This is a genomic window from Lipingzhangella rawalii (assembly GCF_031628175.1).
GTDB classification, from domain to species: Bacteria; Actinomycetota; Actinomycetes; order Streptosporangiales; family Streptosporangiaceae; genus Lipingzhangella_A; species Lipingzhangella_A rawalii.
The window spans coordinates 34,227-60,083 of record NZ_JAVLVT010000007.1 but is presented as its reverse complement, the minus strand read 5'-3'; the positions used below and the strand labels follow the sequence as shown (position 1 = coordinate 60,083).

Genomic DNA, 25,857 nt, shown 5'->3' with positions numbered 1-25,857 from the left:
GATCGACCCCTAGAGCTGGAGCCCCCCAATGACTGACCAGTTGACGGACAGCGCCGACAATTTCACCTGGCTGATCTCCAATTTCGTTGACGAGGTGCGCGGCGTGGAACATGCCATCGTCGTCTCCTCCGATGGGCTGCTGTTGACGGCCTCCCGCGATCTGCCCGAGGAGCACGCCGAGCAGCTCTCGGCGATCGCCAGTGGACTGCACAGTCTCGCCGAGGGCGGGGCGCGCATGTTCGGCAAGGGTGACTGTGAACAGCTCATCGTGCGCATGCAGCGCGGTCACATGTTCGTGATGTCCATCAGCGACGGCTCCTGCCTGGCCGTGCTGACCTCTCCCGAGGCCGATATGAAAATCGTCGCCTACCAGATGACGCGGCTTGTCGAAGATGCCGCGCACGTACTCACCCCGCAGTTGCGATCCGAACTACGCGAGGTGATCGGGCGCTGAGACGCGCCTGTTGGCCCGCACCAGACTCACGAGAAGGTTGCCATCGAACAATGAGCTACCGCAGGCGACGGAGCGCGCGGATCCGCCCCTACACCTTCACCGGTGGGCGGACCCGGTCACGTCATCCACTCATGGTGCAGACCCTCGTCTCGGCCGCGGATCCCGGCAGTGAGCCGCCCCGCGCCCTGATGCCGGAGTCGCGGAGCATCCACGAGCTGTGCGTGGAACCGCGTTCGGTCGCCGAGATCGCGGCGGAACTGGACATCCCCCTCGGGGTGACCCAGGTGTTGCTCAGCGATCTGGCGGACCAGGGTCTGGTCTACATTCACCCAACCATCACCGGGCACAGTCCATCGGAAAACCAGGTTCTCGAGAGGGCGCTTCGTGGTCTCGAACGACTCTTCCAGTGACAGCCGGTCGAAAGTCTCGACCAAGATTGTGGTAGCCGGAGGGTTCGGGGCCGGCAAAACCACCCTGGTCGCCTCGGTCTCGGAGATTCCGCCCGTGACCACCGAGGCGATCATGACCGAGGCCAGTGTGGAGCACGACGATATCTCCGCAACTCCGACCAAGGCCACCACCACCGTGGCCATGGACTTCGGCCGCATCACCCTGGATCATGAGCTGATCATGTACATGTTCGGAACTCCGGGTCAGTCCCGCTTCTGGTTCATGTGGGACGACCTGGTGCGCGGAGCGGTCGGCGCTGTTGTGGTGGTGGACAGTCGACGACTGGCCGATAGCTTCGACGCGGTCGACTACTTCGAACGTAACCAGCGCATCCCCTACATCGTCGCGTTGAACCGGTTCGACGGCCGGTTGGACTACACGATCGACGAGATTCGGGAAGCACTCGAAATCGCGCCGGAGGTGCCGATCGTCGATTTCGACGCGCGGGACCGATCCTCCTCCGGCTCGGTGCTCAAGACACTGCTGATGTACGCACTGTCCCGTCCCACCCAGCCAGAGCCTGTTGGTTAGCAAAGAAGGCCCGGATGCGTAAGATCCTGATCGTCGGCGCGGGCCAGTCGGGCCTGCACCTCGCCCATGGGTTGCTCACCCACGGTTACGACGTCACCGTGATCACCAGTCAGACCTCCACCGAGATTCGGACAGGGCGCCCGTCCCTCACCCAGTTCACCTATCCCACGATTCTCGAGTTCGAGCGTGAGCTCGAACTCGATTTCTGGAGCGCGCAGGCCCCACACATTGAGGCGATGAAGCTGCACGTCTATCCCCCCGGAACGACCGAGCCGGTCGTGGAGATCGGCGGTCGGCACCAGGGGTATGCCGTGTCGGTCGACCGGCGGGTGAAAATGGCGGACTGGCTGGAGTATTTCGAAGACCGTGGTGGCAAGGTGGTGATCCACGGAATCAGTGTCACCGACCTCGACTACTTCGCGCGCATGTTCGACCTGATCGTTGTCGCTGTCGGCCATGGCGAGCTGGGTGCGCTCTTCGAGCCGGACCCACACCGCTTCAGCGGAGCCCGTCCTCGCATCATCGCCCAGGCGCTGGTTGACGGGGTGGCTCCCGACCCGGACGCGGACCCGGAGACGGCCTGGATCGGAGCCAGCGCCGACGCCGGACAGCCGTTCATCATCCCGATGCTGAGTGAGGACGGTCCGTGCACGGGGGTGTTCATCTCGGAGTGGCGCAACGGGGTGATCGACAGCTGGCCGGAGCGCATGCGTCCTGACCAGCAGTGGGATCATATGTGTGCCCTGCTGCGGGACTACCTGCCCAAGTACTACGAGCGTGTGTCCAAGGCGGAGTTGATCGACGGCCGTAGTGTGACCCTGGAGGCCCTGCGTCCCCAGGTGCGCAAGCCGGTGGGGGTGCTTCCGTCGGGGGGCCGGGTCCTGGGGATCGCCGACGTCGTGATCACCTCCGATCCCTCCGCAGCACAAGGGTGGAACCACTCCAGTCGCTGCGCCAAGAGCTACCTGGAGAGCATTGTGGCGCACGGCGATCGTCCGTTCGACGAGACCTTCATGGTGCAGACCTTCGAGTCGTTCTGGACCTACGGCTACTACGCGGAACTGTGGGCGGAGACCGTGTCCTCGTTCTGGGATGGCCCCCCACCCCAGCAGTTCCAGGATGTGTTCGCGGCCGCTCCGTACCATCCCGAGATCGGGGACCGCTGGGTGCACGGCTGGGACAATCCGCTTGATTTCCACGAGTGGCTCCTGGACCCGGTGAAGGCCCAGGCGTATTTGGACACGGTGACATCCAAACAGTCCGCATAGCGGAACACTCGAAAGGCGCGGGCCAGCGGCTGAACAGGGCGCGGGGGCCACAGTCCGGACTGTGGCCCCCGCGCCCTGTTGTTGCTGCACATGATCATCGCTGTGTGGCTGTGGTCCCAGATACGCCGTGGGTGAAAGCCGGGTGACCTCGTCCGAATTGGGATCACCCATTGCACCCGCGCAGAGCCGGAGTTTACCCTTTCCGGGACGGTATGGCCCGTTTGAGCCATCTGTGGGCCACTGTCGAATGCGTCTCTTTTGTCGATATTGTCGATTTGTGTTGCGAGCTGGCCATCAAATTTTGGACACGTGATGCTTCGGAAAGTGTCTGTCTTGAATTGTTCACTGGGTCCGAACCACGGGAGTTCCGTATATCCGCTGTCTCCGGGGGGAGCGCCCTGGCTCCGGAACGGTGGGTGTGCCCGAGCATCGCTTGGGTGCTAACCCACTGAGTCCGACACCAGACAGTCGCAGTCACCACCGAGGAGACGAACACCGAGGTCAGCGTGGGACGCTAACGCACGAGTGTGCCCGACATCTCATTATTTTCCGCATCTGTTCCTGACGGCACTGGGAGGGCCGGAACATGCGGATTACGCGGGAGGGGAGACCGCACAGTGGCCAGTACCAGCAGTCGAAACCGTCATGCATCGACAGTCCCTGTGGACACGTGCGAGGTCGCCGTTGTGGGGATGTCCTGTCGTTTTCCGGCAGCCCCCAACCCGGCGGCATTCTGGGAGCTCCTGGAATCGGGGGCCAGTGCCATCACGCGTGCACCGCGACACCGCGCGCCGTTCGCCGATGCGGGCACCGATGCGACGACCTACGGTGGTTTCCTCGATCATGTCGACCGCTTCGATCCCGAGTTCTTCGGCATCGCACCACGCGAGGCGGCCAGCATGGACCCACAGCAACGCCTGATGCTGGAGCTGTGCTGGGAGGCCCTGGAGGACGCCAGAACCGCGCCACCCCAGTTGAGCGACAGCTCCACCGGGGTCTATATCGGCGCTGCCGCGGACGACTACGCCGCACGGGTGCACCGCCAGGGCAGTACCGCCATCACCCGCCACACCCTTACCGGACTCACCCGAAGCATCATCGCCAACCGTGTCTCCTACCGGTTGGGACTGCGTGGCCCCAGCCTCGCGGTGGACACCGCACAGTCCTCGGGGCTGGTCGCGGTGCACCTGGCCGCACAGAGCCTGCGCTCCGGGGAATGCGCCCTGGCACTCGCCGGTGGAGTGAATCTGATGCTCGACCCACACGGCAGCCTGAGCACCAGCGAGTTCGGCGCGGTGTCACCCGACGGTGCCTGCTATACCTTCGACGCCCGCGCCAACGGCTATGTGCGTGGTGAGGGCGGCGGGGTCGTCGTCCTGAAACCCCTGGACGCGGCGGTGGCCGACGCGGATCGCATCTACTGCGTACTGCGGCACAGTGTGGTCAACAATGACGGCACTTCGGAGGGGCTGACCGTACCCAACGCGCACGCCCAGCAGGAACTTCTTCGTGAGGCCTATGAGCACGCCGGTATCGCCCGCCGCGACGTTCAGTACGTGGAGCTCCATGGAACCGGAACACCTGTCGGCGATCCGGTGGAGGCTCGGGCGCTGGGGGATGCGCTGGGTGTGGCCCGTGATCCCGACCGCCCCCTGGCGGTGGGCTCCGTCAAGACCAATATCGGTCATCTGGAAGCGGCGGCCGGAATTGCTGGTTTTCTGAAGACCGCCCTGAGCGTTCACCACCGTCGTCTACCCGCCAGCCGCAACTTCGCCACCCCCAATCCGAAAATTCCCCTGGATCGCCTCCACCTGCGCGTCCATACCGGCGGGTCGCATTGGCCCGAGCAGGATCGCCCACTCGTTGCGGGCGTCAGTTCCTTTGGTATGGGCGGGACCAATGCCCACGCCGTCCTCATCGAACCTCCCGAGGAGACGAACCCGGCGGCCCCGATGGACGCAGGGAGTATCTCTGTTGACGCGCCGGCACCAACAGTGGCCTGGCCGCTTTCAGGCCACAGCCCATCGGCCCTGGCCGCCCAGGCGGAACGCCTCCAGACGCATCTGGCCACACGCCCCGAGCAGACCGCGGCGGAGACCGGAAACGCCCTGGCCGTGTCGCGCGCCCACCTGGCACACCGCGCCGTGGTCCTTACCGCGCCCACAGCCGATCCGTCGCCCCAGCTGCGGGCGTTGGCTGCCGGAACCCCACATCGGGAGGTGCTCGTCGGTCGGGCAGAGAGCAGCCCGGGCCCGGTTGGCTTTGTGTTCTCTGGGCAGGGAGCCCAACGTCTTGGAATGGGGCGCGGGCTCTACACCACGTTTCCCACCTTCGCCACGGCCCTGGATGAGGTGTGCGGCCTGCTGGATCCCCGGCTGGAGCGCCCCCTGCGCGAGGTGATGTTCGAGCAGCCGCGGTTGTTGGAGGAGACCTCCTTCACTCAACCGGCCCTGTTCGCTTTCCAGGTGGCATTGTGCCGGCTTCTGGAAGAGTGGGGTGTGCGGCCCGACTATCTACTGGGCCACTCCGTGGGCGAAATCGCGGCTGCGCACCAGGCCGGGGTGCTTTCCCTGGACGAGGCCTGTGCACTCGTGGCCGACCGGGCGTATCTGATGCAGCAGCTTCCGGTCAATGGCGGCATGCTTTCCGTCGAGGCAGCCGAAGAGGATGTGGCCGCCCTGGTGGAGCCGGTGCGGCACACGGTGGATATCGCCGCGGTCAATGGCCCGCGGAGCACCGTCATCTCCGGCGATGAGATGACCATCGAACACCTGGCCGGGGAATTCGCCACGCACGGCATCCCGACGCGTCGCCTTGCGGTGAGCCGCGCCTTCCATTCGCCACAGGTGGATGCCGTCCTCCCCGAATTCGCCCAGCGAGTCGCGCACCGCACCCTGCACTCCCCGCGGATCCCACTCGCCTCCACCGTCACCGGAACGATCCAGGCCACGCTTGACAGCCCCGACTACTGGGTGACCCAGGCCCGCCAGCCCACACGCTTCTCCGCAGCCGTTGCTGAGCTGGAGAACCACGGAGTGCGGACGTTCGTAGAGATCGGGCCTCGAGCCACGCTGCGTTCGGCCCTCGAGCAGAGCCTGCACGCGAAGTCCGCCACCCTCGTGCTCGCCGCCCAGCGCGGCCATAGGGACGACGAAAGCAGTCATCACGACGTCACGGCTCTGCTGACCGCGCTCGGGCGACTCTACACCCGCGGTTATGACATCGGCTGGGAGCACCAGTGGGCCCAGCACCCACCCCGTCTCGTGGATCTACCCACGTATCCGTTCCAGCGCCGTCGATTCTGGATCGAGGACGCGGCCCCACCCGCCACGCCTGCGGCGAAACCCGCTTCAAGCCACGAGGACCGTCCCGAACCACGGGCGGATCCACAGCGGCCACAGACCCAACCGTTGGCCCCCACGTACAGCGAGCTCGTGCGTGACCACACCGCAGCCGTGCTGGGCTACTCCCCGGAGCAAGGTGACGCCGTCGATATGCGAAGCAGTTTCACCGAACTGGGCTTTGACTCCGCGGCCGCCGTTGAGCTCCGGGACCGCCTGGCCGAGACGACCGGCCGCTTCCTACCCGCCACGCTCACCTACGACCACCCCACCCCGGAGCAGGTAGCCGCCTGGCTGGAGGGCACCGGCGGCGACCACCCTGCCGAACCCGAGCACACCCGCGTGCACCAGCACACGTCTGTCCCCGCCCGATCGATACAGGGGGAGCTTGCGGTTCCCGTGCAGCGCGCCTCTGCTCGGAGATCCCCTACCGGCCTTCCCGGACGTCTCGGCTTTTCCTCGGTCCAGGGACTGGGCCGCCCCCAGACGTTGGAACCGTCGCAATCCCACCCCAACAGGACATGCACGGCGTGCGTTCTCGAATCCCTGCCACTGCGGGCGTGTCGACACGGTAGGATCGACGTGACCTACTGGTCGGTATCGTCGGAGGGTGAGCGCACATGGAGTCGGAGCCGAAGTGGCTGGACGTTGAGCCGCAGGAGGGAACGCCGAGCTGGCAGCAGCTCGACACGGGTGAGCCTACCGCTGCTCGGGTGTACGACGTCATGCTCAACGGCAAGGACAACTTCGCGGTGGACCGGCAGGTTGCCGAAGCAAGCCTGTCCGTGATGCCGGAGCTCAAGCAGATCGCGCTATACAACCGCGAGATCCTGCACCGGGTGGTGCGGCACCTGGCCGGGGCCGAAGGCATCACCCAGTTCATCGACCTGGGCTCGGGGCTGCCCACGGCCCGCAACACCCACGAGGTCGCCCAGGAGGCCAACCCAGACGCCCGCGTGGTCTATGTCGACATCGACCCGATCGTGCTCGCGCATGGGCGGGCCCTGCTGGAAGGGGACCGCCAGACCCGCGTCGTCACCGCCGACATCCGCGAGCCCCAGGCGGTGCTGGACCATCCGGACACCCGCGCGATGATCGACTTCGAGCAGCCGGTGTGTGTGATGTTGTGCGGCATCCTGCACCACCTGCTGGACGAGGAGGACCCACACGGGGTGGTTGCTAGCCTGCGCAAGGCGGTGCCGTCGGGCTCCTACTTCTTTATCACCAACTTCACGCGCCTGGGCGATGCCCCCGAGTCCGCCGAGCTGGAACGGGTCCTGTTGAGCCAGCTGGGCACCGGCCGGGTACGGGACCCGCAGGAGTTGGCCCGCTTCTTCGACGGACTGGAGCTGCTCACTCCAGGATTGGTGCCGCTACCGCTGTGGCGCCCCGACGAGCCGGTCACCGACGCCACCAGCATCGCCGCGCGGTTCATGACCGGGGGCGTGGGCCGCAAGCCGTAGCCGCTTCGGTTGCCTCGTGTCCGGCTCGTTCCGGGCGTGCCCTCCTGGTTGGTCTGACTTGACCAGACCAGAAACATGTCTGATGCTTGACATATGGTCACGCAAGTCAACGTGTATGAGGCGAAAACCTCGCTGTCCGCACTTCTGGCCCGGGTGGAGGCGGGCGAGGAGATCGTGATTGCCCGCAATGGGCGGGCAGTCGCATCGCTCGTCCCGGCCCGCAAGCAAACGGAGCCACGAACCCCGGGGGCGTGGCGGGGGCAGGTGTGGATCTCCGAGGACTTCGATGAACTCGACGAACAAACCCTCGCTGACTGGTACGGCACGTCGCTGGAAGCAGGGACCGACTCGTGAGACTGCTGCTGGACACATGCGTGCTGCTGTGGTGGTTCGAGGATCACCCTGCTCTCGCGCCCCAGGCGTGTGCGGCCATCGCTGAGCGGGCCAACGACGTTTACGTCTCCAGTGTCAGTGCGGTGGAGATCGCCGTGAAATCCTCGCTGGGTAAGCTCAAGATCCCTGCTGACCCGCAGGAGCAGGTGGCCGCCGATGGGTTCACGCTCCTGCCACTGACGTTCCAGCACGGCATGCAGCTGCAAACGCTTCCCTGGCACCACCGCGATCCGTTTGACCGCATGCTCATCGCCCAGGCCCAGGTGGAGAACCTGACCATAGTCACCGCTGACCGGATATTCGCGGACTATGAGGTGCCCACGCTCAGCGCGCGGGCGTAACGATGCACACTCGGGCCTGGAGGGCGGGCACTTAGCTCGCATCTCCCGTTGTGGGCTGAACTGATCGGAGTCAGTCTTCTAGCTTTCCACGTCGAGTTCTCCGGTGTGGATGGCGTGCAGGAGGGCGTGCCATTCGTGGGTGGGGTAGGTGAGGGTGGTGCCGTTTGGGTGGTGGCTGTGCCGGATGGCGACGCGGGCGGTGCCGTCCAGGATGGGGCCGGCTTCCACACAGCTTCTCCCGCCGTTTGAGCTGTGGGTGCTGATGTGCCACGCCACCCGGGCCAGGTCCGTGGCGGCTGGCGGCTGCGGCGCGGGTGTCGACGTCACGACTGCTCCTCGATCAGGGCCGAGATGGCCTCGGCCGATGCGTGCTCACTCAGGGATGCCTCCCACAACCGATCGTATCGCTCCAGGATCGCCCCGGTATCGGGCGATTCGATGTACATCGCCCCTTTGGGGGTCTCCACATAGGCCACCTCGGGATACGGGTCCTCCATCCGATACAGCTGAAACGCGCCCATCGGGCTGGCGTGCTCCCCGGCGGAGAACGGCAGCACCCGCAGGGACACGGTGGGCCAGTCCATCGCCTGCCGCAGATGCCGCAGTTGCGCGGTCATCGTGCGCCGGCCGCCCACCCGGCGGCGCAGTACCGCCTCGTCCAGCACGCAGTACACCTGCGGTGGTTCCTCCCGCTCCAGAAGCTGTTGCCGAGCCAAACGCAGTTCGACCGCGCGGTCCAATTGCTCCCGGGTGGAGGCAGGATCGTCGGCCAGCATCACCGCACGCGCGTACTGCTCGGTTTGTAGCAGGCCGGGCAGCACGGTGGTGTCGAACAGCAGGTGCGCGGTGGCCTGCTCCTCCAGCCACACGAAGTCGATGAACCAGTCCTCCACCTCGCCGGTGTAGCCGTCCCACCAGCCGGTCTGCCACACGTCGTTGGCGATCTTGAGCAGGTTGGCTCGGGTGCGGGCGTCATTGACGGCATACAGGTCGAGGAGTGCAGTGACCTCAGTGCGGCGGATGGGGTAGATGCCGCTTTCAAACCGGCTGACTGTCCCCATGCTTCGCTGTAGATATTCTGCGACCTCTTCGATGGTCTGGCCACTGGCGTCCCGCAACTCCCGCAAGCGCTGGCCAAGCCAGCGAGCGCGTAAGGTTACTCGCTTCGGCTTACCGACTGGCACCGCACGACCTCCACAGTCGATGAAATTATATATGCAAAAGCTTGTGTATGTAGAGACATTACCCTACTCTTACTCTAAGTAACAAGCAGGATGCGTGGCGGCGAGCCCGTGGGATTCGTGGTCAGCTCGCCGCATAGAAACGGAGGCGGCCCGGACGGAGACAGTTGGCAGCTCGACCCGCCCGGGCCTATCCAACCAAGGAAGGGGCCTGCGATGCAGGGCAATGACTCCCTCGATCTGTCCTCTGTCTACCAGCCCGAGGAACCGCACGACCAACCCCGGGCCTTCTACGTGGACTGCTGGGACGAGGACCTGGACGATGTCGTGCACCGCTACTACGGCGTCACCAATCCGGTGCGGGGTGGTGGCATCGCCCAGCCGCTGACCGGCTCTGGGATGCATTCCTTCGCCGACGTGCGGCAGCTCGCCGCGCGGCTCGGCGGAGAAGTTGCCTGGCTGTAGCCCGGTGAGGCTGGGGCGCGTCGCGGTCAGCGCGATGTGCCCCAGCCACCATGCGCAGGCGATAGCGTTACACCCGTGATTAGGGTTGGTGTTTTTGGCGCCCAGGGGCGCATGGGAGCGGAAGTGGTGCGTGCGGTCCAGGGGGCCGCCGATATGGAACTGGTGGCCGGGGTCGACGCGGCGGACGACCGGGAGCAGGTGTCCGGGGCGGACGTCGTGGTGGACTTCACCACCCCGGACGTGGTGCTGGACAACGTCCGCTGGCTCGTGGAGCGGGGCATCCACGCGGTGGTGGGCACCAGTGGCTTCGACGAGGCGAAGCTGACGGAGGTCCGCGCGGCGCTCACCGGGCATCCGGGCGCACGGGTGCTCATCGCCCCGAACTTCGGGATCGCCGCGGTGCTGATGATGCACTTCGCGGCGAAGGCCGCGCCGTACTTCGAGTCGGTGGAGATCGTGGAGACCCACCATCCGAACAAGGTGGACGCGCCCAGTGGCACGGCGAGCCGCACGGCGCAGGTCGTGGCCCAGGCGCGCGCCAACGCGATGGCCGAGCCGATGCCGGACGCCACCACCTCCGAGCTGCCGGGGGCGCGCGGCGCCGAGGTGGACGGGGTGCGTGTGCACGCGCTGCGGATGGCCGGTCACATCGCGCACCAGGAGGTCGTGTTCGGCACGCACGGCGAGATCCTGACTGTGCGGCACGACTCGATGAACCGCGAGTCCTTCATGCCGGGCGTGCTGCTGGGTGTGCGCGAGGTCGCCGGGCTGCCCGAGCAGCTCACTGTCGGCCTGGAACCGCTACTGGGCCTACCGCCGACGGGGGAGTAGTTCCCGGTTTCGGAGTGCGCGGTGGCGGGGCGTCAGGTCGCCCTGCCACAGCGCACTCCGGTGGTCACCAGAGCAGGTTCTGGGCCAGTAGTCCTACCGTCGCCAGTGCGGGCAGGACCCAGGCGAACAGGTGACGTAGGTGCCGGGGCCAGCGCGGCCAGACGAACACGGCGGTCCACAGGCCAAGCGCAACCCCGATGGGCAGTCCAACTGTCAGTGCCAGACGGGCCAGTGAGCTGATCAGAACCAGATCCACCGGGAGGACAAACAGCCCCCCACCTGGCTGGAACAACGATATTAACCACATGAACCACACGACGAATCCAGCGAGAACTGCCCCGAGAATGGCCGCCAGCGGGGTTCGCCGCAGGAGGTGGACCAGGAGCACGGGCATCAGGTAGGCCCCGTGGGCGATGAGCAGTGCCATTGCGAGGGGACCCAACGGATTCGAATGGTCCGGCAGGGGGCCATTCATGATGTCCAAACCCACCAGGGCCGTGTACATGGCGCCGGCCGAGGCGAGGACAGCGAGAGTAGGAACGGTGGAGTGAAGCCGGTGTTCTCGCAATCGGTGATCCAGGTGAGTTGGTGGTTGGAGTTCGAGTCGTCGGTTGTTGTCGTGCGCAACATCGTTCGCGCCAGAACCCGTCGCGCGCTGTCCAGGGCCAGGACGAGGGCGTTGCTTCAACGGATTGACGCTGCCAGCCGCAGGCGAACGGAACTGGGGGTGGGCAGATCGGTCAGCGTGTACTGGGTGTTCTCGCCCCGGTAGACGGGTTGCGTGGGATCGTCGTGCACCGAATCTTTGGGAACCTCGTCAAAGATCACGTATTCGCTGGCTTGGGGAACATCATCCCAGGAGACCTCAATCTCCTGAGTGCGTCGGTCCACGGTTATGCTGTCGAGCATCTCACCGCGGGAATCGGCGTGCGCGGTCGTTGGGGCTACCGGGAGCAGGGTGAGAGTTGCCATGGTGGCGAGTAGTGGGGGGCCTACTCTCCGCATTATTTTCCTTGGGGTGGGGATTGGTTCTCCGGTGATATTTCCGGCGCCTCGTTACGGTTTCAGTGTTCGGATATTGATCGCAAGGGTGCGTTGTGGTGCGGTGATGTCTTCCTACTGCTGGGCTGGGCAGTAATAAGGGGCACCCGGTGAACCGGGTGCCCCAGGGAGGGAAGGGTGTTGTTACATCGGGAAGCCGATGGCGGGGTAGACGAGGCCGGCGAGGATGCCGCCGGCGGCGGGCCCGGCGATCGGGACCCAGGAGTAGCCCCAGTCCGAGTCGCGCTTTCCGGGGATCGGCAGGAGGAAGTGTGCGATACGCGGCCCGAGGTCCCGGGCCGGGTTGATCGCATAGCCGGTCGGTCCGCCCAGCGACAGGCCGATCGCCAACACCAGCAAACCCACCAACAGCGGAGCGATCCCGTTGGCGAACAACTCCGACGCGTCAGTCACCCCCGCGGTGGCGTTGATGCCGAGGATTCCGAACACCAGCATGAAGGTGCCGATCACTTCGGTGACGAAGTTCGCGGGCTTGTGTCGGATCTCCGGTGCGGTGCTGAAGCAGGCCAGCTTCGCGTCAGAGTCCTCGGTCACCGCCCAGTGCTTCAGGTAGTGCACGTAGACCAAAGCGGCACCGAAGGCACCGCCCGCGATCTGGCAGGCGATATAGCCGGGCACCAGCGCCCACTCGAACTCGCCGGCGCTGGCCAGGCCGAGCGTGACCGCCGGGTTGATGTGCGCACCGCTGATCTGCCCGGTGACGTACACGGCCATAGCCACGGCCATACCCCAGCCGAGCGCGATCACGATCCAGCCGCCGTTGTGCGCCTTGGACCTGTTCAGGAGCACACCGGCGACCACGCCGTTGCCCAGCAGGATCAGAATCGCCGTACCGACGAATTCCGCCAGGTAGTTCTCCATGAGGAGACCTCCGCTGTAGAGAAGGAAGGCAGGTAGTTACAGAGAGTAGTTAGATAGGTTCGTCTGGTGGTTGGTGGTCGCGGCGCGGCCGGCGTGTCAGCCCGTCAGCGCCTCCGAATCTCTGGAGGAACCGCAGGGAGGGGAGGCGAGAAGCTGCGCGGTGCGCTGGCGGATCTCCGGAGTTTCCAGCCCCCGAACCGTCACCGTTGTGCGTCGCCGCAGTACGTCGTCAACGGTGCGTGCCCATTCGTGAGTGTGGCCATAGACGGCTTGGGCCCAGATATCCGGCCCGTCCGGGTGGATCCGGTCCAGTAGCTTCGGCGCCGAGCGGACATAGGACAGGACGTCGTGACTGAGTGCGCCGTAGTGGGTCGCGAGGTGCTCGGCCACATCCGCCGGCAGCGGAGGAACACCCGAACGCAGCAACCGGGCCACCGCCTGGGGCTGGGCGACACCGGGCACCGGAACCGTGGTGCGGTCCGGGACCACGGCCGGCAACCGACGCCGGACCTGGTCGAGGACCTGAGCACCGATCCGGCGAAAGGTGGTCCACTTGCCACCGGCCACACTGATCATGCCCCCCGGTCCGACCGTGACCACGGTCTCGCGTGGCGCCCGCGCCGAGTCCTGCCCGGGTCGTCCCGGAAGCACCCGCAGTCCGGCGAACGAGTAGGCGATACGCTCCGCATTCAGTTGATCGGCCCGCAGCGCCGGAGCCAACTCGGAGCGGATCTGGTCGGCATCCTCCTGGGTGCAGGCAACTGTGGCGGGATCACCGGTATAGGTGGCGTCGGTGGTTCCCAGGAGGAGGTGCCCCTCCCACGGAACGGCGAAGGACACACGGACTTTGTCCACCGGTACCACCAGGGCGGACTGCCAGCGATGGCCGGTCCGCATCACCAGGTGTGCGCCCTTGGAGAGCCGGACGCTCGGTTCGGCGGTGGGATCCTCCAGTCGCCGGAGTGTGTCCACCCACGGTCCGGTTGCGTTGACGACGGCGTGCGCGTCGATGCCGAACTCGGTTCCGTCCAGCCGGTCGATGAGTTCGGCCCCACTGACCTGGCCGTGAGTGGTGCGTAGGGCGGTGACCTCGGTGTGGTTGAGCAGTAGTGCCCCAGCACGCCGTGCGGCCCGCGCCACCATGATGGCCAACCGGCTGTCGTTCATCTGGTGGTCGTGGTACAGCCCGCAGGAACGCAGCCCCGTGGTGCGCAGCTCCGGCGCCATCTGGCGGGCGCGGCGGGGTCCCACAAGCCGGCCCAGGCCGTCGTGGAACCCGGACAATGCCGAGTAGGTCACCATCCCCGCGCCGATCTTGGCCGGGCCGTGTGGCCCGCCGCGATACAGCGGAAGTAGGAATGGCATCGGGCGTACCAGGTGGGGTGCGACCCGTTCGGCCAGGGCCCGCCGTTCGGCGTGGTTCTCCCAAACCAGACCGGCCGAACCGGTGGCCAGGTAGCGCAGTCCGCCATGAACCAGTTTCGTGGAGGCGGAGGAGGTCTCCGCGCCCAGATCGCCACGGTCCACCACGGCGACCCGGAGCCCCGAACGTGCCGCCTGCCAGGCCGTGCTCAGCCCGGAGATGCCGCCGCCGATGACCAGCAGGTCGTAGGGCCGACGGGTGGGGTCGTGCTCGATGTTATGCGTCGTCATGTTCCACCCACCCCAGGGTGCGCTGTACGGCCTTCTGCCAGTTGTGGTACTCGGCTTCCCGCTTGTCCGGGGCCATCTGTGGTTCCCACTCGGCCGCCTTGTGCCAGTTGGCGCGCAGGCTTTCGATGGAGGGCCAGTAGCCCACGGCTAGGCCGGCGGCATAGGCGGCGCCCAGGCAGGTGGTCTCCGCGACCATCGGGCGGACCACCTCGATGTTGAGAACGTCGGCCAGGATCTGCATGAGGAGGTTGTCGGCCGTCATCCCGCCGTCGACCCGGAGCGAGGTCAGAGGGATTCCGGAGTCGGTGTTCATGGCATCGACGACCTCGCGGGTCTGCCAGGCCGTCGCCTCCAGAACCGCGCGGGCGATGTGGGCCTTGGTGACGTAGCCGGTCAGTCCGGCCATGACCCCGCGGGCGTCGCTGCGCCAATGCGGGGCGAACAGTCCGGAGAACGCCGGCACCACATAGCAGCCGCCGTTGTCGTCCACGGTCCGGGCGAGCGTCTCGATCTCCGGTGCGGTCTCAATGAGTTCCAGGTTGTCGCGCAGCCACTGCACCAGCGATCCGGTGACCGCGATTGCTCCCTCCAGAGCGTAGATCGCGGGTTGGTCCCCGATCTTGTACCCGAGGGTGGTCAATAGGCCGGTTTCGGACATCACCGGCTCTGTGCCGGTGTTGAGAACGAGGAAGGTTCCGGTGCCGTAGGTGCCCTTGACGTCTCCGGGGTCGAAACAGGTCTGTCCGAACAGGGCCGCATGCTGGTCGCCGAGTGCTGAGGCGACCGGGACTCCGGCCAGGAACCCGGTGGCCTCGCCGTAGACCTCCGCCGAGGAGCGGATGGTGGGAAGCATCGCCCGGGGAATGTCCAGCGCCTCCAGGATGGAGTCGTCCCAGTCCAGGGTGTGCAGGTTCATCAGCATGGTGCGACTGGCGTTGGTCACGTCGGTGACGTGCTCACCCGTCAGTTTCCAGATGAGCCAGGTGTCCATGGTTCCGAACAGGACTTCGCCGCGTTCGCAGCGCTGGCGGAGCTCGGGCTTCTCGTCCAACAGCCAACGGATCTTGGGGCCGGAGAAGTAGGTGGCCAGGGGCAGGCCACAGCGTTCGCGGAACCGCTCCTGGCCAACCCCACCGCCGAGCTCCCGCACCAGCTGGTCGGTGCGGGTGTCCTGCCACACGATCGCGTTGTGTACTGGGGCCCCGGTGGCCGCGTCCCAGAGCACCGTGGTTTCCCGCTGGTTGGTGATGCCGACCGCGGCGAGTTGCGCGGGGCTGATCTCGCCCTGTTCGAGGGCCTCCCGCACCACGTGTTCCACGTTGGTCCAGATCTCCTGGGCGTCATGTTCCACCCATCCCGGGCGGGGGAAGATCTGGGTGTGCTCACGTTGGCCGACCGAATGGATTCGACCCTCCTGGTCGAAGATCATGCAGCGGCTCGACGTGGTCCCCTGATCAATGGCGGCGATGAACTGCTCGGTCATGAATAACTCGCTTCCGGCGGGTCCGGCACGGGAGTGGAACGTTGTATGGCGTTCCCGGGTTATTAGCGAATGATGTACTACATTGTCGTACGTTGCTGGATAAGTGTGGTATGGGTCTCGTCGCATGTCAACCCGGGTTTCCGACTCGTTACCAGCGTGTTCAGGCCGGTTACCAAGGCGTGGAGCCCAGCTCCCGCGAAATCGCCCGTGCGGCGTCCCGCACATAGGAGACCTGGTCCATCCGCGGTTTGTCGTGGTCACACAGCCGCTCCACCGCGCCGCGGATCCCGATGGCGCCGACGGCGGTGCCCCGGCGGTCCCAGATGGGGGCCGCGAAGGCGACCTCCCCCTCCACGAGCTCCTCCAGCTCCCAGGCCCAGCCGTTGTTACGCACCTCGATCGCCTCCTGCTGGAGGCTTTCCAGATCGGTGATGGTGTTTCTGGTAAAGCCGGGCAGGTCGATGGTGCCCTCGGCGGCCTCGGAGGCAGCGTGCGGGTCAAAGGCCAGCAGGATCTTGCCGAGCGCGGTCGCGTGTAGCGGTAGCAGGCTCCCCACGTCCAGGCTCTGTCTGCTGTCGTCGGGGCGGAACACGTGGTGCACGACCAGTACCTGTGCCTCGTGCAGAGTGCCGATACGCACGCTTTCACCGCTGCGGCCGGCCAGGGAATCCGCCCAGTTCAGCGCGCGGGTGCGTAGTTCGTTGCCGTCGAGATAGCGGGTGCCCAGCCGCAGGACACTACCGCCCAGCTGGTAGACCCCACTCTCGGTGTCCTGCTCCACGAAACCGACGTGTTGCAGGGTACGAAGGATCCCCAGCGCGGTTCCCTTGGGTAGGTCCAGGGATCGGGAGATCTCCGCAAGGGTCAGGCCCCGGGCTCCGCCCGCCAGCAGACGGAGGATCGCCGCCGCGCGCTCGATCGACTGGATGCGTCCCGGCATGCCTACCTCGCCCCCTTGCGTACGACAGTGTCATACGACATCCTACTGGTCCGGCTGTCGCGTCTGCCGCGGCTAGCCCAGAGCGAGACCGAGAGCGTACATCGTTCCGAACGCGAGTTGGAACCGCCCGGTCGCCCCGAGCAGCTGCACGAGCTCCGCACCCTGCGCTCCGCGGGCGACATCCAACCAGGGGCGCACCGCCAGCGGAACCGTCACCAGCACCAGCAGCGTCCACCAACTCGCCACGGCAGTGGCGATCGCCGCCAGGAAGGCACCGGCGATGCAGCCCAGATACACCAGCCGCGTGCCACGGTCCCCGAGAACCACGGCCAGGGTGCGCTTGCCCGTGGCCGCGTCCGTGGGAATATCGCGCAGATTGTTGATCACCAACACCGAGCAGGACAGTAGCCCCACGGGGATCGCCGCGACCCACCCGGCCCAGGGAACCGCCGCCTGCGGCCACAGCTGCACGAACGCGGTACCCACGACGGCCGCCAGTCCGAAGAACACGAACACCGAGAGTTCCCCCAGAGCTCGGTACCCGTAGGGATTGCTGCCACCGGTGTAGGTCCATGCGGCCAGGATCGCGGCAACGCCGAGCAGCAGCAGCCACCACGACGTCGTCGCGACCAGCACCAGCCCGGCGACGGCCGCGACACCAAAGCCCAGCCAAGCAGCGGTGAAGACCTGACGTGGTCGGGCCACACCGGCAGCGGTCAGCCGGGCGGGCCCCACGCGGTCCGCGTCGGTTCCGCGCACACCATCGGAGTAGTCGTTGGCATAGTTGACGCCGATCTGGAGCGCCAAGGCGACAACCAGGGCCAGACCCGCCTTCCACCACACCGCGCCGCCCGGATCGGCGCCGATGGCGACGCCGGTTCCGACTGCCACCGGAACCACCGAGTTCGGCAGCGTACGCGGGCGAGCGCCTGCGACCCACTGAGCGACCGTGGCCACGCCGTATTTCCTCATCTCCGGTATGGGGCTACATCCGTACCGCGGGTTCACCGGCGCCAGGACGGCGCGTGGTTCTCGGCCCGTGCTCCCGGTCTCGCCGGGGCGCCGTGAATCCCGCAGGTGTTCCGCTGGGCGGAAGACTACCGGTTGCCCTGCGTAGGGTCGGGGCCGCCCTAGGCTTCGATCCCCGCATGTAGACGGAGCATGGGCACCGCGGTTCCGGCCACATCGAGTTCGCGGCGGGCGCCATCCGGGCGCCACCCGGTTGACTCCAAGAGGCTGTGCAGCCCCGCATCCGCGGCCAACACCCAGGCGTATACCGCGGTGAACCGATCCTCCAGCAGATGGTCCACCATCGCGTTCAACAGTCGGCTCCCGTGCCCCGCACGTCCGTGCTCCGGGGCCACGTGCAGTGCGTAGAGTTCGGCGTCGGTTCCGGGCCAGCGGTCCGGATCCTGCGCGGGGCCGAAAGAGGCCAGCCCGACCACTTCCCGCTCCGTGGTTCCGGCCGTGGCGGCCAGGACACGGTGGCGAGACGACGGTGGTGCCGTGATCGCCTCGTGCCACTGTTGGCGGAACTGGTCGGCGGCCTCGTCACTGGTGAGTTCGGCACACACTTCGGTGGGCAGAATCGGGCCGTAGGCCCGGCGCCACGCCTCGACCTGGATCCGCACGAGGGTGGGTACGTCCGCGGCTCGGGCGGCGCGGACAAAGGCGGCGGTGGTCACGGGTGCGTCCTCGCACGGGGTTCGGGGGCCGGGGTCCGTAGCTGTCTCCCGCGATCCTCCCAGGCTGTCCCGGCCATCACCAAGCCGGTCCCCGGCGAAGCCCCCCGGGGAGCGCGGTGGACACGATGCGGGGACGGTTCCCGGCCCCGCGGTGTTCCCCACGGTGTGTCAGGCGTGGCAGCATCGTGAAGGTGAGCATCATACTTCGTGTCGTCATCAACGCCGTCGCGCTGTGGGCAGCCGTGTACTTCGTACAGGGGCTCGACGTCCACGCCGGAACTCTGGGCGAAGAGGCCGTGGTCTACCTCGTGCTGGGGCTGATCTTCGGCCTGGTCAACGCGGTGATCAAGCCGATCGTCAAGACGGTTGGCTGTGCCTTCTACGCACTGACCCTGGGGTTGATCGCCCTGGTGGTCAATGCCCTGCTGCTGATGTTGACCGGATGGATCGCGGGGCTGTTCAACATTCCCTTCGAGATTGCCGGGTTCTGGCCGGCCTTCTGGGGAGCCATCATCGTGGCCGTGGTCAGCTGGCTGCTCAGTCTCTTCCTCGGTGGTCGCGACGAGTAGAACCGCACCTTCCAGGCCCGGTTCCGGGGAACGAGCCGCGGGTCGGCTTCCGGGGCCGGGCCTGCCGTCATGGCGCCCGGCTCGGGCCCTGCTCCCGTTGGCCGCGGCGGCCCGGTGGAACGTATCGTGCCGCTGTGTTGCGGGCGAGCCATGGGCAACGCGGTCCCAGGCTGGGGCGCGGGATGTCTCGTCGGTGGAACCGCCAGAACCGGTCGAGTCCGGGCAAAACACCGGGTGAGGGCGGTTCGCGTGGCCACGGGTGGCGCATATTAGCGATACGGTTTGGTGCATGGTAGGCAGCAACACGCCGAACGCGCCGTTCGGCCAGATGTTGACCGCGATGGTCACGCCCATGCACGAAGGCGGGGAAGTCGATTACGACGGGGCCGCCCGGTTGGCCACGTACCTGGTGGATGAGCAGCGCAATGACGGTCTCGTCATCAGTGGCACCACCGGGGAGGCACCGACGACCAATGACGAGGAGAAGGACCGGCTGCTACGAACGGTCGTCGAAGCCGTGGGGGACCGGGCGACGATCGTTGCCGGTGTTGGCACCAACAACACCCGCCACAGTATCGAGTTGGCCACGGCGGCGGAGCGTGCCGGAGCCGACGGGCTGCTCGCGGTAACTCCCTACTACAACAAGCCACCCCAGGAAGGGCTGATCCAGCACTTCACGGCGATCGCCGACAGTACCGAGCTGCCGGTGATGCTCTACGACATTCCGGGGCGCACCGGTGTCCCGATTGCCTCCGAGACCCTGGTGCGGCTCGCGGACCACCCCCGGATCATCGCCAACAAGGACGCCAAGGACGACATCGGAGCCAGCTCCTGGGTCCTGTCCCGTACGGATCTGGCCTACTATTGCGGCACCGACATGATGAACCTGCCGCTGCTGTCCATCGGAGCGGCCGGATTCGTCAGCGTGGTGGGTCACATCGTGGGTTCCGACCTCCACGAGATGATCGACGCCTACACCTCGGGGGACACCCAGCTGGCGCTGTCGATTCACCGTCGGCTCACGCCGGTCTACACGGGAATCTTTCGCACCCAGGGTGTCATCACCACGAAGGCGGTCCTGGACATGTTCGGCCTGCCCGGTGGCTCCGTTCGTACCCCGCTGGCGGATGCCTCCACCGAGCTGCGCACCCTGCTGCGTGAGGACCTGGCCGCCGCGGGAGTCAAGGGCCCCATCGGGTTGGCGCCGCACCAGGCGGTGCCGGCCAGCGCTGTCGGTGTCGAGTCGTTGCCGGAGGGATCCGCATGAGTCACCCCCACCCGGAGCTGGACGCTCCGCCGCCCCTGCCGCAGCAGGCCCTGCGTGTCGTCGCACTCGGGGGCCTGGGCGAGATCGGCCGCAACATGACCGTCTTCGAGTACGACGGCCGGCTGCTGATCGTGGACTGCGGCGTCCTGTTTCCGGAGGAGGAGCAGCCCGGGGTCGATCTGATCCTTCCGGATTTCGACCACATCGCCGACCGGCTGGACGATGTGGAAGCCGTGGTCCTCACCCACGGCCACGAGGACCACATCGGAGCCGTTCCGTTTCTGCTGCGCCAGCGTCCCGACATCCCGCTCGTGGGCTCCAAGCTCACCCTGGCCCTGATCTCGGCGAAGCTGGGGGAGCACCGCATCAAGCCGGAGCTGGTCCAGGTCGCCGAGGGAGAACGGCGGAGTTTCGGGGCCTTCGACTGCGAGTTCCTCGCCGTGAATCACTCGATTCCCGATGCGCTGGCACTCGCCCTGCGGACGCCGGCCGGGACGGTTCTGCACACCGGTGATTTCAAAATGGACCAGCTGCCCCTCGACGGTCGGCTGACGGACCTCGGGGGGTTCGCCCGGCTGGGAGACGAGGGGGTGGATCTCCTCCTGAGCGATTCCACCAATGCCGAGGTTCCCGGATTCGTCACCAGTGAACGCGACATCGCCGGTGTGGTGGACCAGGTGTTCGACCGGGCGGACAAGCGCATCATCGTGGCCTGTTTCGCCTCCCATATTCACCGGGTTCAACAGGTGCTCGACGCGGCCGCCGCCCACGGCCGCAAAGTCGCGTTCGTGGGGCGTTCGATGGTGCGCAACATGAACATCGCCCGCGACCTCGGCTACCTCAGTGTTCCCGGAGACCTGCTGGTCGATGTTCGGGACCTCGACGATCTGCCACCCGACGAGGTGGTTCTGGTCTCCACCGGCTCCCAGGGCGAGCCCATGTCGGCGTTGACCCGGATGGCTAACCGCGATCACCAGATCCGGATCGAGGAGGGAGACACGGTCCTGTTGGCCTCCTCCCTCATTCCGGGAAACGAGAACTCGGTCAACCGGGTGATCAACGGCCTGACCCGCTGGGGGGCGACAGTCGTCCACAAGGGCAATGCGCTGGTGCACGTCTCCGGGCACGCCCCCGCGGGCGAACTGCTCTACGTCCTGAACATGGTGCGTCCCAGAAACATGGTGCCGGTGCACGGGGAGTGGCGACACCTGCGGGCGCACGCCGAACTGGCGCAGCTGTCCGGAGTTCCCAAGGACCGTGTGGTGATCGCCGAAGACGGTGTGGTCGTCGACCTCGTCGACGGGCGGGCCCGTGTCACCGGGGCCGTGCCGTGCGGATACGTCTACGTCGACGGTCTGTCCGTGGGCGATGTCACCGAGTCCGCACTCAAGGACCGGCGCATTCTCGGTGAGGAGGGATTCATCTCCGTCGTCATCGCTGTGGACTCCACCACGGGTAAGCTGCTCAGCGATCCCGAACTCCACACGCGTGGCTCCGGGATCGACGCCGAGGCCTACGACGAGGTGCTACCGCGGATCCAGAGTGCCTTGGACCGGGCCGCAGCCGACGGGATCACCGACCCCACCCAGCTGCGCCAGCTGGTCCGGCGCAGTGTGGGGCGGTGGGTCAACGACACGTATCGCCGTCGTCCTATGATCGTGCCGGTGGTGGTGGAGGTCTAGAGCGCCGCGCACGGCGTGTCGCGGCCCGTGGTGCTGGCGAGCCGAGTATCCTACGGGCCATGGCCACCCGTGCGCCCAAGTCCCCCCAGCGCTCCGCCTCTACCGCAACCCGGTCTGGTTCGGCCAGCACGGGCAAGAAGAAGGGCACCTCCTCGGGCGGTACGAGGAAGTCCACGGCGGGTGGGGCTCGGAAGGGATCCGCCCAGGCTGAGGGGCCGCTGGCGGGTCTTGTGCGACTCCTGGGCCAGGGCATGCTCATGGTGTGGCGGGTCCTGGCCCACACTGTGGGCGGACTGGTGCGGCTCGTGGGTCGCAGCGCCAAAGACCTCGACCCCGATCTGCGCCGCGACGGGATCGGGCTGGTCCTTCTCGCTCTGGGCCTGTTGATCGCCGCCGCGGTCTGGTGGGAGACCTCCGGGCCGCTGCTGGAGTGGACCCGGGTCATCGTCGCCGGTGCTTTCGGCGCGTTCTCCCCGGTTCTGCCGCTGTTGTTCCTGCCCGTGGCCTGGCGCCTCATGCGCACTCCGGGCAACAACCAGACCGACGTGGGGCGGATCTCGATCGGGGCCTCTGCCCTGATCGTGGGCCTTCTGGGACTGATCCACATCGGGCACGGGGTCCCGTGGCCCGCTGACGGCACCGAGGCCATCCAGCGTGCGGGGGGCATGATCGGTTTCGTGGCAGCCGGGCCACTGAGCCAACTCGCCACGGCGTGGGTCACCGGAATACTGTTGCTGTTCCTGGTCATCTTCGGGCTGCTGGTGCTCACCGCCACACCGATCTACCGGATCCCCGAACGTCTACGTAGCCTGGTCGCGCCGCACTTCGTCCGCCCGGACGGCCCCGACTCCGGAGCCGATCTGTTGCCCGGGGAGAAAACCGAGGGTGCTGCGCGGGGCTCCCGCAAACGCTCGGCCAAGAAGCAGGCGGCCGCTGCTCGCGTCTCGGAGACCGAGGAGTCCAGCGTTGGCACGACCGAGCGTCCCTACGACAGCCCGGTGGTCTCCGGGGAGCAGCCACCCGTCCCCGAGCCGGCACCAGAGCCCACCCCCCAACCCCAGAATGTGGAGCAGCTGGCGATTCCGGCACGCGTGGTCGAGGGCGACTACGAGCTGCCGCCGGCGAGCCTGCTTCAGCCCGGAAGCCCCCCCAAGCCTCGCACCAAGGCCAACGACACTGTGGTGTCCGCCCTGACCGGGGTCCTGGAGGAGTTCAAGATCGATGCGGAGGTCACCGACTTCACACGCGGCCCCACCGTGACCCGCTACGAGATCGAGCTGGGGCCGGCGGTCAAGGTCGAGAAGGTGACCGCGCTGACGAAGAACATCTCCCTGGCCGTCAAGAGTGCCGACGTGCGGATCCTGTCTCCGATCCCCGGTAAGTCGGCGATTGGTGTCGAGATCCCGAACAGCGACAAGGATGTGGTGAGTCTGGGGGACGTCCTGCGTTCCCCAGAGGCCACCAGTGAGGAGCATCCACTGCTCGTGGGACTCGGCAAGGATGTCGAGGGTGCCAACGTGGTGGCCAACCTGGCGAAGATGCCCCACATTCTGGTAGCGGGTGCGACCGGTGCCGGTAAGTCCACCTGCATCAACGGACTGATCACCTCGGTGATGAGTCGGGCGACCCCAGACGAGGTCCGGTTGATTCTCGTGGACCCCAAACGGGTCGAACTGACCATGTACGAGGGGATCCCGCACCTGCTGACCCCGATCATCACCAGCCCGAAAAAGGCAGCCGAAGCGTTGCAGTGGGTCGTTGGGGAGATGGACCGGCGGTACGACGATCTTGCCGCGTCGGGATACCGACACATCGATGATTTCAACGCCGCGGTGCGTTCCGGCGAGCTGACCGCACCGCCGGGCAGCGAACGGGTCTACGAGCCGTATCCCTACATGGTCGTCATCGTCGACGAGCTGGCGGACCTCATGATGGTGGCCCCGCGGGACGTCGAGGACGCCATCGTCCGGATCACGCAGCTGGCGCGTGCGGCGGGAATCCACCTCGTGCTGGCCACACAGCGTCCCAGTGTGGATGTGGTCACGGGGCTGATCAAGGCGAACGTGCCCTCCCGGCTGGCGTTCGCCACCTCCAGCCTGTCCGACAGCCGAGTCATTCTCGACCAGCCGGGAGCAGAGAAGCTCGTCGGCAAGGGTGATGGGCTGTTCCTCCCGATGGGAGCCAGCAAGACGATTCGGCTGCAAAACGCCTGGGTCACCGAGAAGGAAATCCGCTCGGTGGTGGACCACTGCAAGAAGCAGGCCGAGCCCAGTTACCGCGAGGATGTGGGCGCCGCCGAGAGCAAGAAGAAGGAGATCGACGAGGAGATCGGTGAAGATCTCGAACTGCTGCTGCAAGGCGTGGAACTGGTCGTGACCACACAGTTCGGTTCGACCTCGATGCTGCAACGCAAGCTGCGGGTCGGTTTCGCCAAGGCCGGGCGTCTCATGGATCTGATGGAGAGTAACGACGTCGTGGGGCCCAGCGAGGGTTCCAAAGCGCGTGACGTTCTCGTATCCCCAGACGAGCTTCCGCAGGTGCTCGCGCGGATCCGCGGCGAGTAGGACCATCGAGTAGGACCATGCTGTCTGTCGGGTGGCCGGGGAACGACGACACCCAGGGCGACCATACCCCCCGTACACGCGATCTTTGCGCGGCGCTGTCCCGGGAGCGCTACGTAGCCCCAACCGTGTTACTACAGTAGGTGACTGACTAGTTTCCACGTGTACCCGCGGTCTCAGGAGACTCCCGCAGATGGAGGAGAACGGGCGGATGACGATCGGACAGTGTCTCGCCGAAGCTCGAGCGCGATCCGGATTGTCCATAGCGGCCCTCGAAGAGCGAACCCGTATCCGCGGCCAGGTCATCGCCGCGATCGAACGGGACGAGTTCGGCCCCTGTGGCGGGGACTTCTACGCTCGCGGACATATCCGGCAACTTGCGCGGACCCTTGGACTGGACCCGCAGCCGCTGCTCGCAGACTTTGCCGAGCAGGTGCGGGCGGTGCCGGCGAGCGGGGGCGCCGGCGGCCCGCATCCGCCTCCGGAGACCGGCGCGGTCGGCACGGTCGGAGCCGCTGCCGGCCCCCGTGGGGCCGGCAGCGCGGGTGCCACCTCCGAAGCCATTCAGAGCGCTCCCCGGCGACGGATGCGGGCCGCTGAGATCTTCCGTGCTCACCGGAGTGCGGAGGGAACCGAGCCACCCCGCGTGCGCTGGACACTGCTCATGGCTCTGGCCTCGGTCGTGGTGCTGCTGCTGGGGGTGGCCCAGGCGCTGTTCGGCTCGTACGACTCCACCGAACGGTCCGCCCCGTCGGAGGTGACCCAGGAGCAGGAAGGTCCCGTCGAACGGAGCGTGTCCCCGGCCCCGCCGGACACTCTCGAGGCCGGGGACAACACCTCGGCCGAGCGTGCTTCCACGGAACGGTACGACGTCACCACACAGCCCACGGCGGCGGTCAAGGTGCGCGCGGTGGAACGGACCTGGTTGTCCGTGCGCAACAGCCACGGCGGCGAGCTGTTCGCGGGGATCCTGACCGAGGGACAGAGCCGCGGGTGGCGGGGGCCAGAACAGTTGAGCCTTCGGCTGGGAAACGCGGGTGGCGTCCATGTGACGGCCAGCGGGGAGATCCTGGAGCCACCGGAACGCCAGGGTGGTGTTTCTCTCATCACCGTCAACACCGACGGCATTCACCAGGACGGATCCGCCGAATGAGGCTCCACGTCCGCTACGGCGGGCGTGGGAGCTATGGGTGCGGCGCGTCGTGGGGTGGGGATGTGGTGCGGCGGGCCGGCATCGGTACGCTTGGAGGCTATGTTGTCTCCTCCCTCCACTGGCGCGGGTGCGCGCCGGCTTCCGGAACGGTGTGTCCCAGCCCGGGTGTCGGCTGTGTCCCGTCAGCCCCAGGAGTCGGTGAGCTATCACGTGGGCACTGTGG

General features: G+C 66.7%; 25 protein-coding genes. 15 read left to right on the top strand and 10 right to left on the bottom strand.

The annotated features are described in order from the left end of the window. The first annotated feature begins 28 nt into the window (after positions 1-28). The 8 genes from RIF23_RS15550 (at position 29) to RIF23_RS15515 (ending at position 8,241) form a co-directional block, all read left to right on the top strand. A complete protein-coding gene (locus tag RIF23_RS15550) occupies positions 29-454 on the top strand; it encodes a roadblock/LC7 domain-containing protein (protein WP_310913279.1) in 426 nt (141 codons plus the stop codon). Positions 455-504: 50 nt separating this feature from the next. Continuing rightward, the gene (locus tag RIF23_RS15545; protein WP_310913278.1) at positions 505-864 is read left to right on the top strand and encodes a DUF742 domain-containing protein; all 360 of its coding nucleotides are present in this window, start codon (positions 505-507) and stop codon (positions 862-864) included. Next, positions 839-1,435 carry a GTP-binding protein gene (locus RIF23_RS15540; RefSeq protein ID WP_310913277.1) on the top strand — a complete coding sequence of 199 codons (597 nt, stop codon included), beginning with the start codon at positions 839-841 and terminating at the stop codon, positions 1,433-1,435. The genes RIF23_RS15545 and RIF23_RS15540 overlap by 26 nt, the downstream gene beginning before the upstream one ends. 14 nt (positions 1,436-1,449) lie before the next feature. Continuing rightward, positions 1,450-2,703 (top strand): styrene monooxygenase/indole monooxygenase family protein, encoded by a 1,254-nt coding sequence (locus RIF23_RS15535; RefSeq protein ID WP_310913276.1) that lies wholly within the window; start codon positions 1,450-1,452, stop codon positions 2,701-2,703. Positions 2,704-3,230: 527 nt separating this feature from the next. Next, positions 3,231-6,833, top strand: coding sequence for a type I polyketide synthase (locus RIF23_RS15530; RefSeq protein WP_310913275.1), 3,603 nt, complete (start codon positions 3,231-3,233; stop codon positions 6,831-6,833). Then, a complete protein-coding gene (locus RIF23_RS15525; RefSeq protein WP_310913274.1) occupies positions 6,770-7,507 on the top strand; it encodes an SAM-dependent methyltransferase in 738 nt (245 codons plus the stop codon). The genes RIF23_RS15530 and RIF23_RS15525 overlap by 64 nt, the downstream gene beginning before the upstream one ends. A 93-nt stretch (positions 7,508-7,600) precedes the next feature. Then, a complete protein-coding gene (locus RIF23_RS15520; protein WP_310913273.1) occupies positions 7,601-7,861 on the top strand; it encodes a type II toxin-antitoxin system Phd/YefM family antitoxin in 261 nt (86 codons plus the stop codon). Beyond that, entirely contained in the window at positions 7,858-8,241 is a 384-nt protein-coding gene (locus tag RIF23_RS15515; protein ID WP_310913272.1) for a type II toxin-antitoxin system VapC family toxin, read from the top strand. Before RIF23_RS15520 ends, RIF23_RS15515 begins: the two co-directional genes overlap by 4 nt. A gap of 78 nt (positions 8,242-8,319) precedes the next feature. Here RIF23_RS15515 and RIF23_RS15510 read toward each other — a convergent pair whose 3' ends face one another. Next, positions 8,320-8,568: a DUF397 domain-containing protein gene (locus RIF23_RS15510; RefSeq protein ID WP_310913271.1), complete on the bottom strand. Its 249-nt coding sequence runs from the start codon at positions 8,566-8,568 to the stop codon at positions 8,320-8,322. After that, on the bottom strand, positions 8,565-9,425 hold the full coding sequence (locus RIF23_RS15505; protein ID WP_310913270.1) for a helix-turn-helix domain-containing protein: 861 nt from the start codon (positions 9,423-9,425) through the stop codon (positions 8,565-8,567). The genes RIF23_RS15510 and RIF23_RS15505 overlap by 4 nt, the downstream gene beginning before the upstream one ends. A 213-nt stretch (positions 9,426-9,638) precedes the next feature. Between RIF23_RS15505 and RIF23_RS15500 the strand changes: the two genes are divergently transcribed. Then, positions 9,639-9,887 carry a hypothetical protein gene (locus tag RIF23_RS15500; RefSeq protein ID WP_310913269.1) on the top strand — a complete coding sequence of 83 codons (249 nt, stop codon included), beginning with the start codon at positions 9,639-9,641 and terminating at the stop codon, positions 9,885-9,887. A gap of 75 nt (positions 9,888-9,962) precedes the next feature. Beyond that, complete coding sequence (gene dapB, locus RIF23_RS15495; protein WP_310913268.1) at positions 9,963-10,718, top strand: 4-hydroxy-tetrahydrodipicolinate reductase; 756 nt, start codon at positions 9,963-9,965, stop codon at positions 10,716-10,718. A gap of 64 nt (positions 10,719-10,782) precedes the next feature. Here the strand turns inward: dapB and RIF23_RS15490 are convergent, their stop codons facing one another. From RIF23_RS15490 to RIF23_RS15455, 8 genes are all read right to left on the bottom strand, one after another. Beyond that, complete coding sequence (locus RIF23_RS15490) at positions 10,783-11,193, bottom strand: hypothetical protein (protein ID WP_310913267.1); 411 nt, start codon at positions 11,191-11,193, stop codon at positions 10,783-10,785. A gap of 209 nt (positions 11,194-11,402) precedes the next feature. Beyond that, positions 11,403-11,723: a hypothetical protein gene (locus tag RIF23_RS15485; RefSeq protein ID WP_310913266.1), complete on the bottom strand. Its 321-nt coding sequence runs from the start codon at positions 11,721-11,723 to the stop codon at positions 11,403-11,405. 180 nt (positions 11,724-11,903) lie between these two features. Beyond that, a complete protein-coding gene (locus RIF23_RS15480) occupies positions 11,904-12,641 on the bottom strand; it encodes an MIP/aquaporin family protein (protein ID WP_310913265.1) in 738 nt (245 codons plus the stop codon). 96 nt (positions 12,642-12,737) lie between these two features. Then, positions 12,738-14,294 carry a glycerol-3-phosphate dehydrogenase/oxidase gene (locus RIF23_RS15475; RefSeq protein WP_310913264.1) on the bottom strand — a complete coding sequence of 519 codons (1,557 nt, stop codon included), beginning with the start codon at positions 14,292-14,294 and terminating at the stop codon, positions 12,738-12,740. Then, complete coding sequence (glpK, locus tag RIF23_RS15470) at positions 14,281-15,777, bottom strand: glycerol kinase GlpK (protein WP_310913263.1); 1,497 nt, start codon at positions 15,775-15,777, stop codon at positions 14,281-14,283. Before glpK ends, RIF23_RS15475 begins: the two co-directional genes overlap by 14 nt. A gap of 169 nt (positions 15,778-15,946) precedes the next feature. Next, positions 15,947-16,717 carry an IclR family transcriptional regulator gene (locus RIF23_RS15465; protein ID WP_310913262.1) on the bottom strand — a complete coding sequence of 257 codons (771 nt, stop codon included), beginning with the start codon at positions 16,715-16,717 and terminating at the stop codon, positions 15,947-15,949. A gap of 72 nt (positions 16,718-16,789) precedes the next feature. Further along, a complete protein-coding gene (locus RIF23_RS15460) occupies positions 16,790-17,674 on the bottom strand; it encodes a 1,4-dihydroxy-2-naphthoate polyprenyltransferase (RefSeq protein ID WP_310913261.1) in 885 nt (294 codons plus the stop codon). Between the two features lie 173 nt (positions 17,675-17,847). Continuing rightward, positions 17,848-18,402: a GNAT family N-acetyltransferase gene (locus tag RIF23_RS15455; RefSeq protein WP_310913260.1), complete on the bottom strand. Its 555-nt coding sequence runs from the start codon at positions 18,400-18,402 to the stop codon at positions 17,848-17,850. A gap of 191 nt (positions 18,403-18,593) precedes the next feature. Here RIF23_RS15455 and RIF23_RS15450 point away from each other — a divergent pair, with 191 nt between their 5' ends. The 5 genes from RIF23_RS15450 to RIF23_RS15430 all read left to right on the top strand — a co-directional run bounded on the left by RIF23_RS15450 (position 18,594) and on the right by RIF23_RS15430 (position 25,634). Further along, positions 18,594-18,971: a phage holin family protein gene (locus RIF23_RS15450; protein ID WP_310913259.1), complete on the top strand. Its 378-nt coding sequence runs from the start codon at positions 18,594-18,596 to the stop codon at positions 18,969-18,971. 289 nt (positions 18,972-19,260) lie between these two features. Next, the gene (dapA, locus tag RIF23_RS15445) at positions 19,261-20,238 is read left to right on the top strand and encodes a 4-hydroxy-tetrahydrodipicolinate synthase (protein ID WP_310913258.1); all 978 of its coding nucleotides are present in this window, start codon (positions 19,261-19,263) and stop codon (positions 20,236-20,238) included. After that, a complete protein-coding gene (locus tag RIF23_RS15440; RefSeq protein WP_310913256.1) occupies positions 20,235-21,920 on the top strand; it encodes a ribonuclease J in 1,686 nt (561 codons plus the stop codon). Before dapA ends, RIF23_RS15440 begins: the two co-directional genes overlap by 4 nt. 59 nt (positions 21,921-21,979) lie before the next feature. Beyond that, the gene (locus RIF23_RS15435; RefSeq protein WP_310913255.1) at positions 21,980-24,484 is read left to right on the top strand and encodes a DNA translocase FtsK; all 2,505 of its coding nucleotides are present in this window, start codon (positions 21,980-21,982) and stop codon (positions 24,482-24,484) included. 208 nt (positions 24,485-24,692) lie between these two features. Beyond that, on the top strand, positions 24,693-25,634 hold the full coding sequence (locus RIF23_RS15430; protein ID WP_310913254.1) for a helix-turn-helix domain-containing protein: 942 nt from the start codon (positions 24,693-24,695) through the stop codon (positions 25,632-25,634). Positions 25,635-25,857: the final 223 nt, after the last annotated feature.

Excerpts from the sequence above, each read along its gene's own strand:
- RIF23_RS15550 (WP_310913279.1), top strand. The coding sequence starts at position 29 with ATGACTGACCAGTTGACGGACAGCGCCGACAATTTCACCTGGCTGATC.
- RIF23_RS15545 (WP_310913278.1), top strand. The coding sequence starts at position 505 with ATGAGCTACCGCAGGCGACGGAGCGCGCGGATCCGCCCCTACACCTTC.
- RIF23_RS15535 (WP_310913276.1), top strand. The coding sequence starts at position 1,450 with ATGCGTAAGATCCTGATCGTCGGCGCGGGCCAGTCGGGCCTGCACCTC.
- RIF23_RS15525 (WP_310913274.1), top strand. The coding sequence starts at position 6,770 with ATGCTCAACGGCAAGGACAACTTCGCGGTGGACCGGCAGGTTGCCGAA.
- RIF23_RS15520 (WP_310913273.1), top strand. The coding sequence starts at position 7,601 with ATGGTCACGCAAGTCAACGTGTATGAGGCGAAAACCTCGCTGTCCGCA.
- RIF23_RS15500 (WP_310913269.1), top strand. The coding sequence starts at position 9,639 with ATGCAGGGCAATGACTCCCTCGATCTGTCCTCTGTCTACCAGCCCGAG.
- RIF23_RS15490 (WP_310913267.1), bottom strand. The coding sequence starts at position 11,193 with ATGAATGGCCCCCTGCCGGACCATTCGAATCCGTTGGGTCCCCTCGCA.
- RIF23_RS15485 (WP_310913266.1), bottom strand. The coding sequence starts at position 11,723 with ATGCGGAGAGTAGGCCCCCCACTACTCGCCACCATGGCAACTCTCACC.
- RIF23_RS15480 (WP_310913265.1), bottom strand. The coding sequence starts at position 12,641 with ATGGAGAACTACCTGGCGGAATTCGTCGGTACGGCGATTCTGATCCTG.
- RIF23_RS15475 (WP_310913264.1), bottom strand. The coding sequence starts at position 14,294 with ATGACGACGCATAACATCGAGCACGACCCCACCCGTCGGCCCTACGAC.
- glpK (WP_310913263.1), bottom strand. The coding sequence starts at position 15,777 with ATGACCGAGCAGTTCATCGCCGCCATTGATCAGGGGACCACGTCGAGC.
- RIF23_RS15465 (WP_310913262.1), bottom strand. The coding sequence starts at position 16,717 with ATGCCGGGACGCATCCAGTCGATCGAGCGCGCGGCGGCGATCCTCCGT.
- dapA (WP_310913258.1), top strand. The coding sequence starts at position 19,261 with ATGGTAGGCAGCAACACGCCGAACGCGCCGTTCGGCCAGATGTTGACC.
- RIF23_RS15440 (WP_310913256.1), top strand. The coding sequence starts at position 20,235 with ATGAGTCACCCCCACCCGGAGCTGGACGCTCCGCCGCCCCTGCCGCAG.
- RIF23_RS15435 (WP_310913255.1), top strand. The coding sequence starts at position 21,980 with ATGGCCACCCGTGCGCCCAAGTCCCCCCAGCGCTCCGCCTCTACCGCA.
- RIF23_RS15430 (WP_310913254.1), top strand. The coding sequence starts at position 24,693 with ATGACGATCGGACAGTGTCTCGCCGAAGCTCGAGCGCGATCCGGATTG.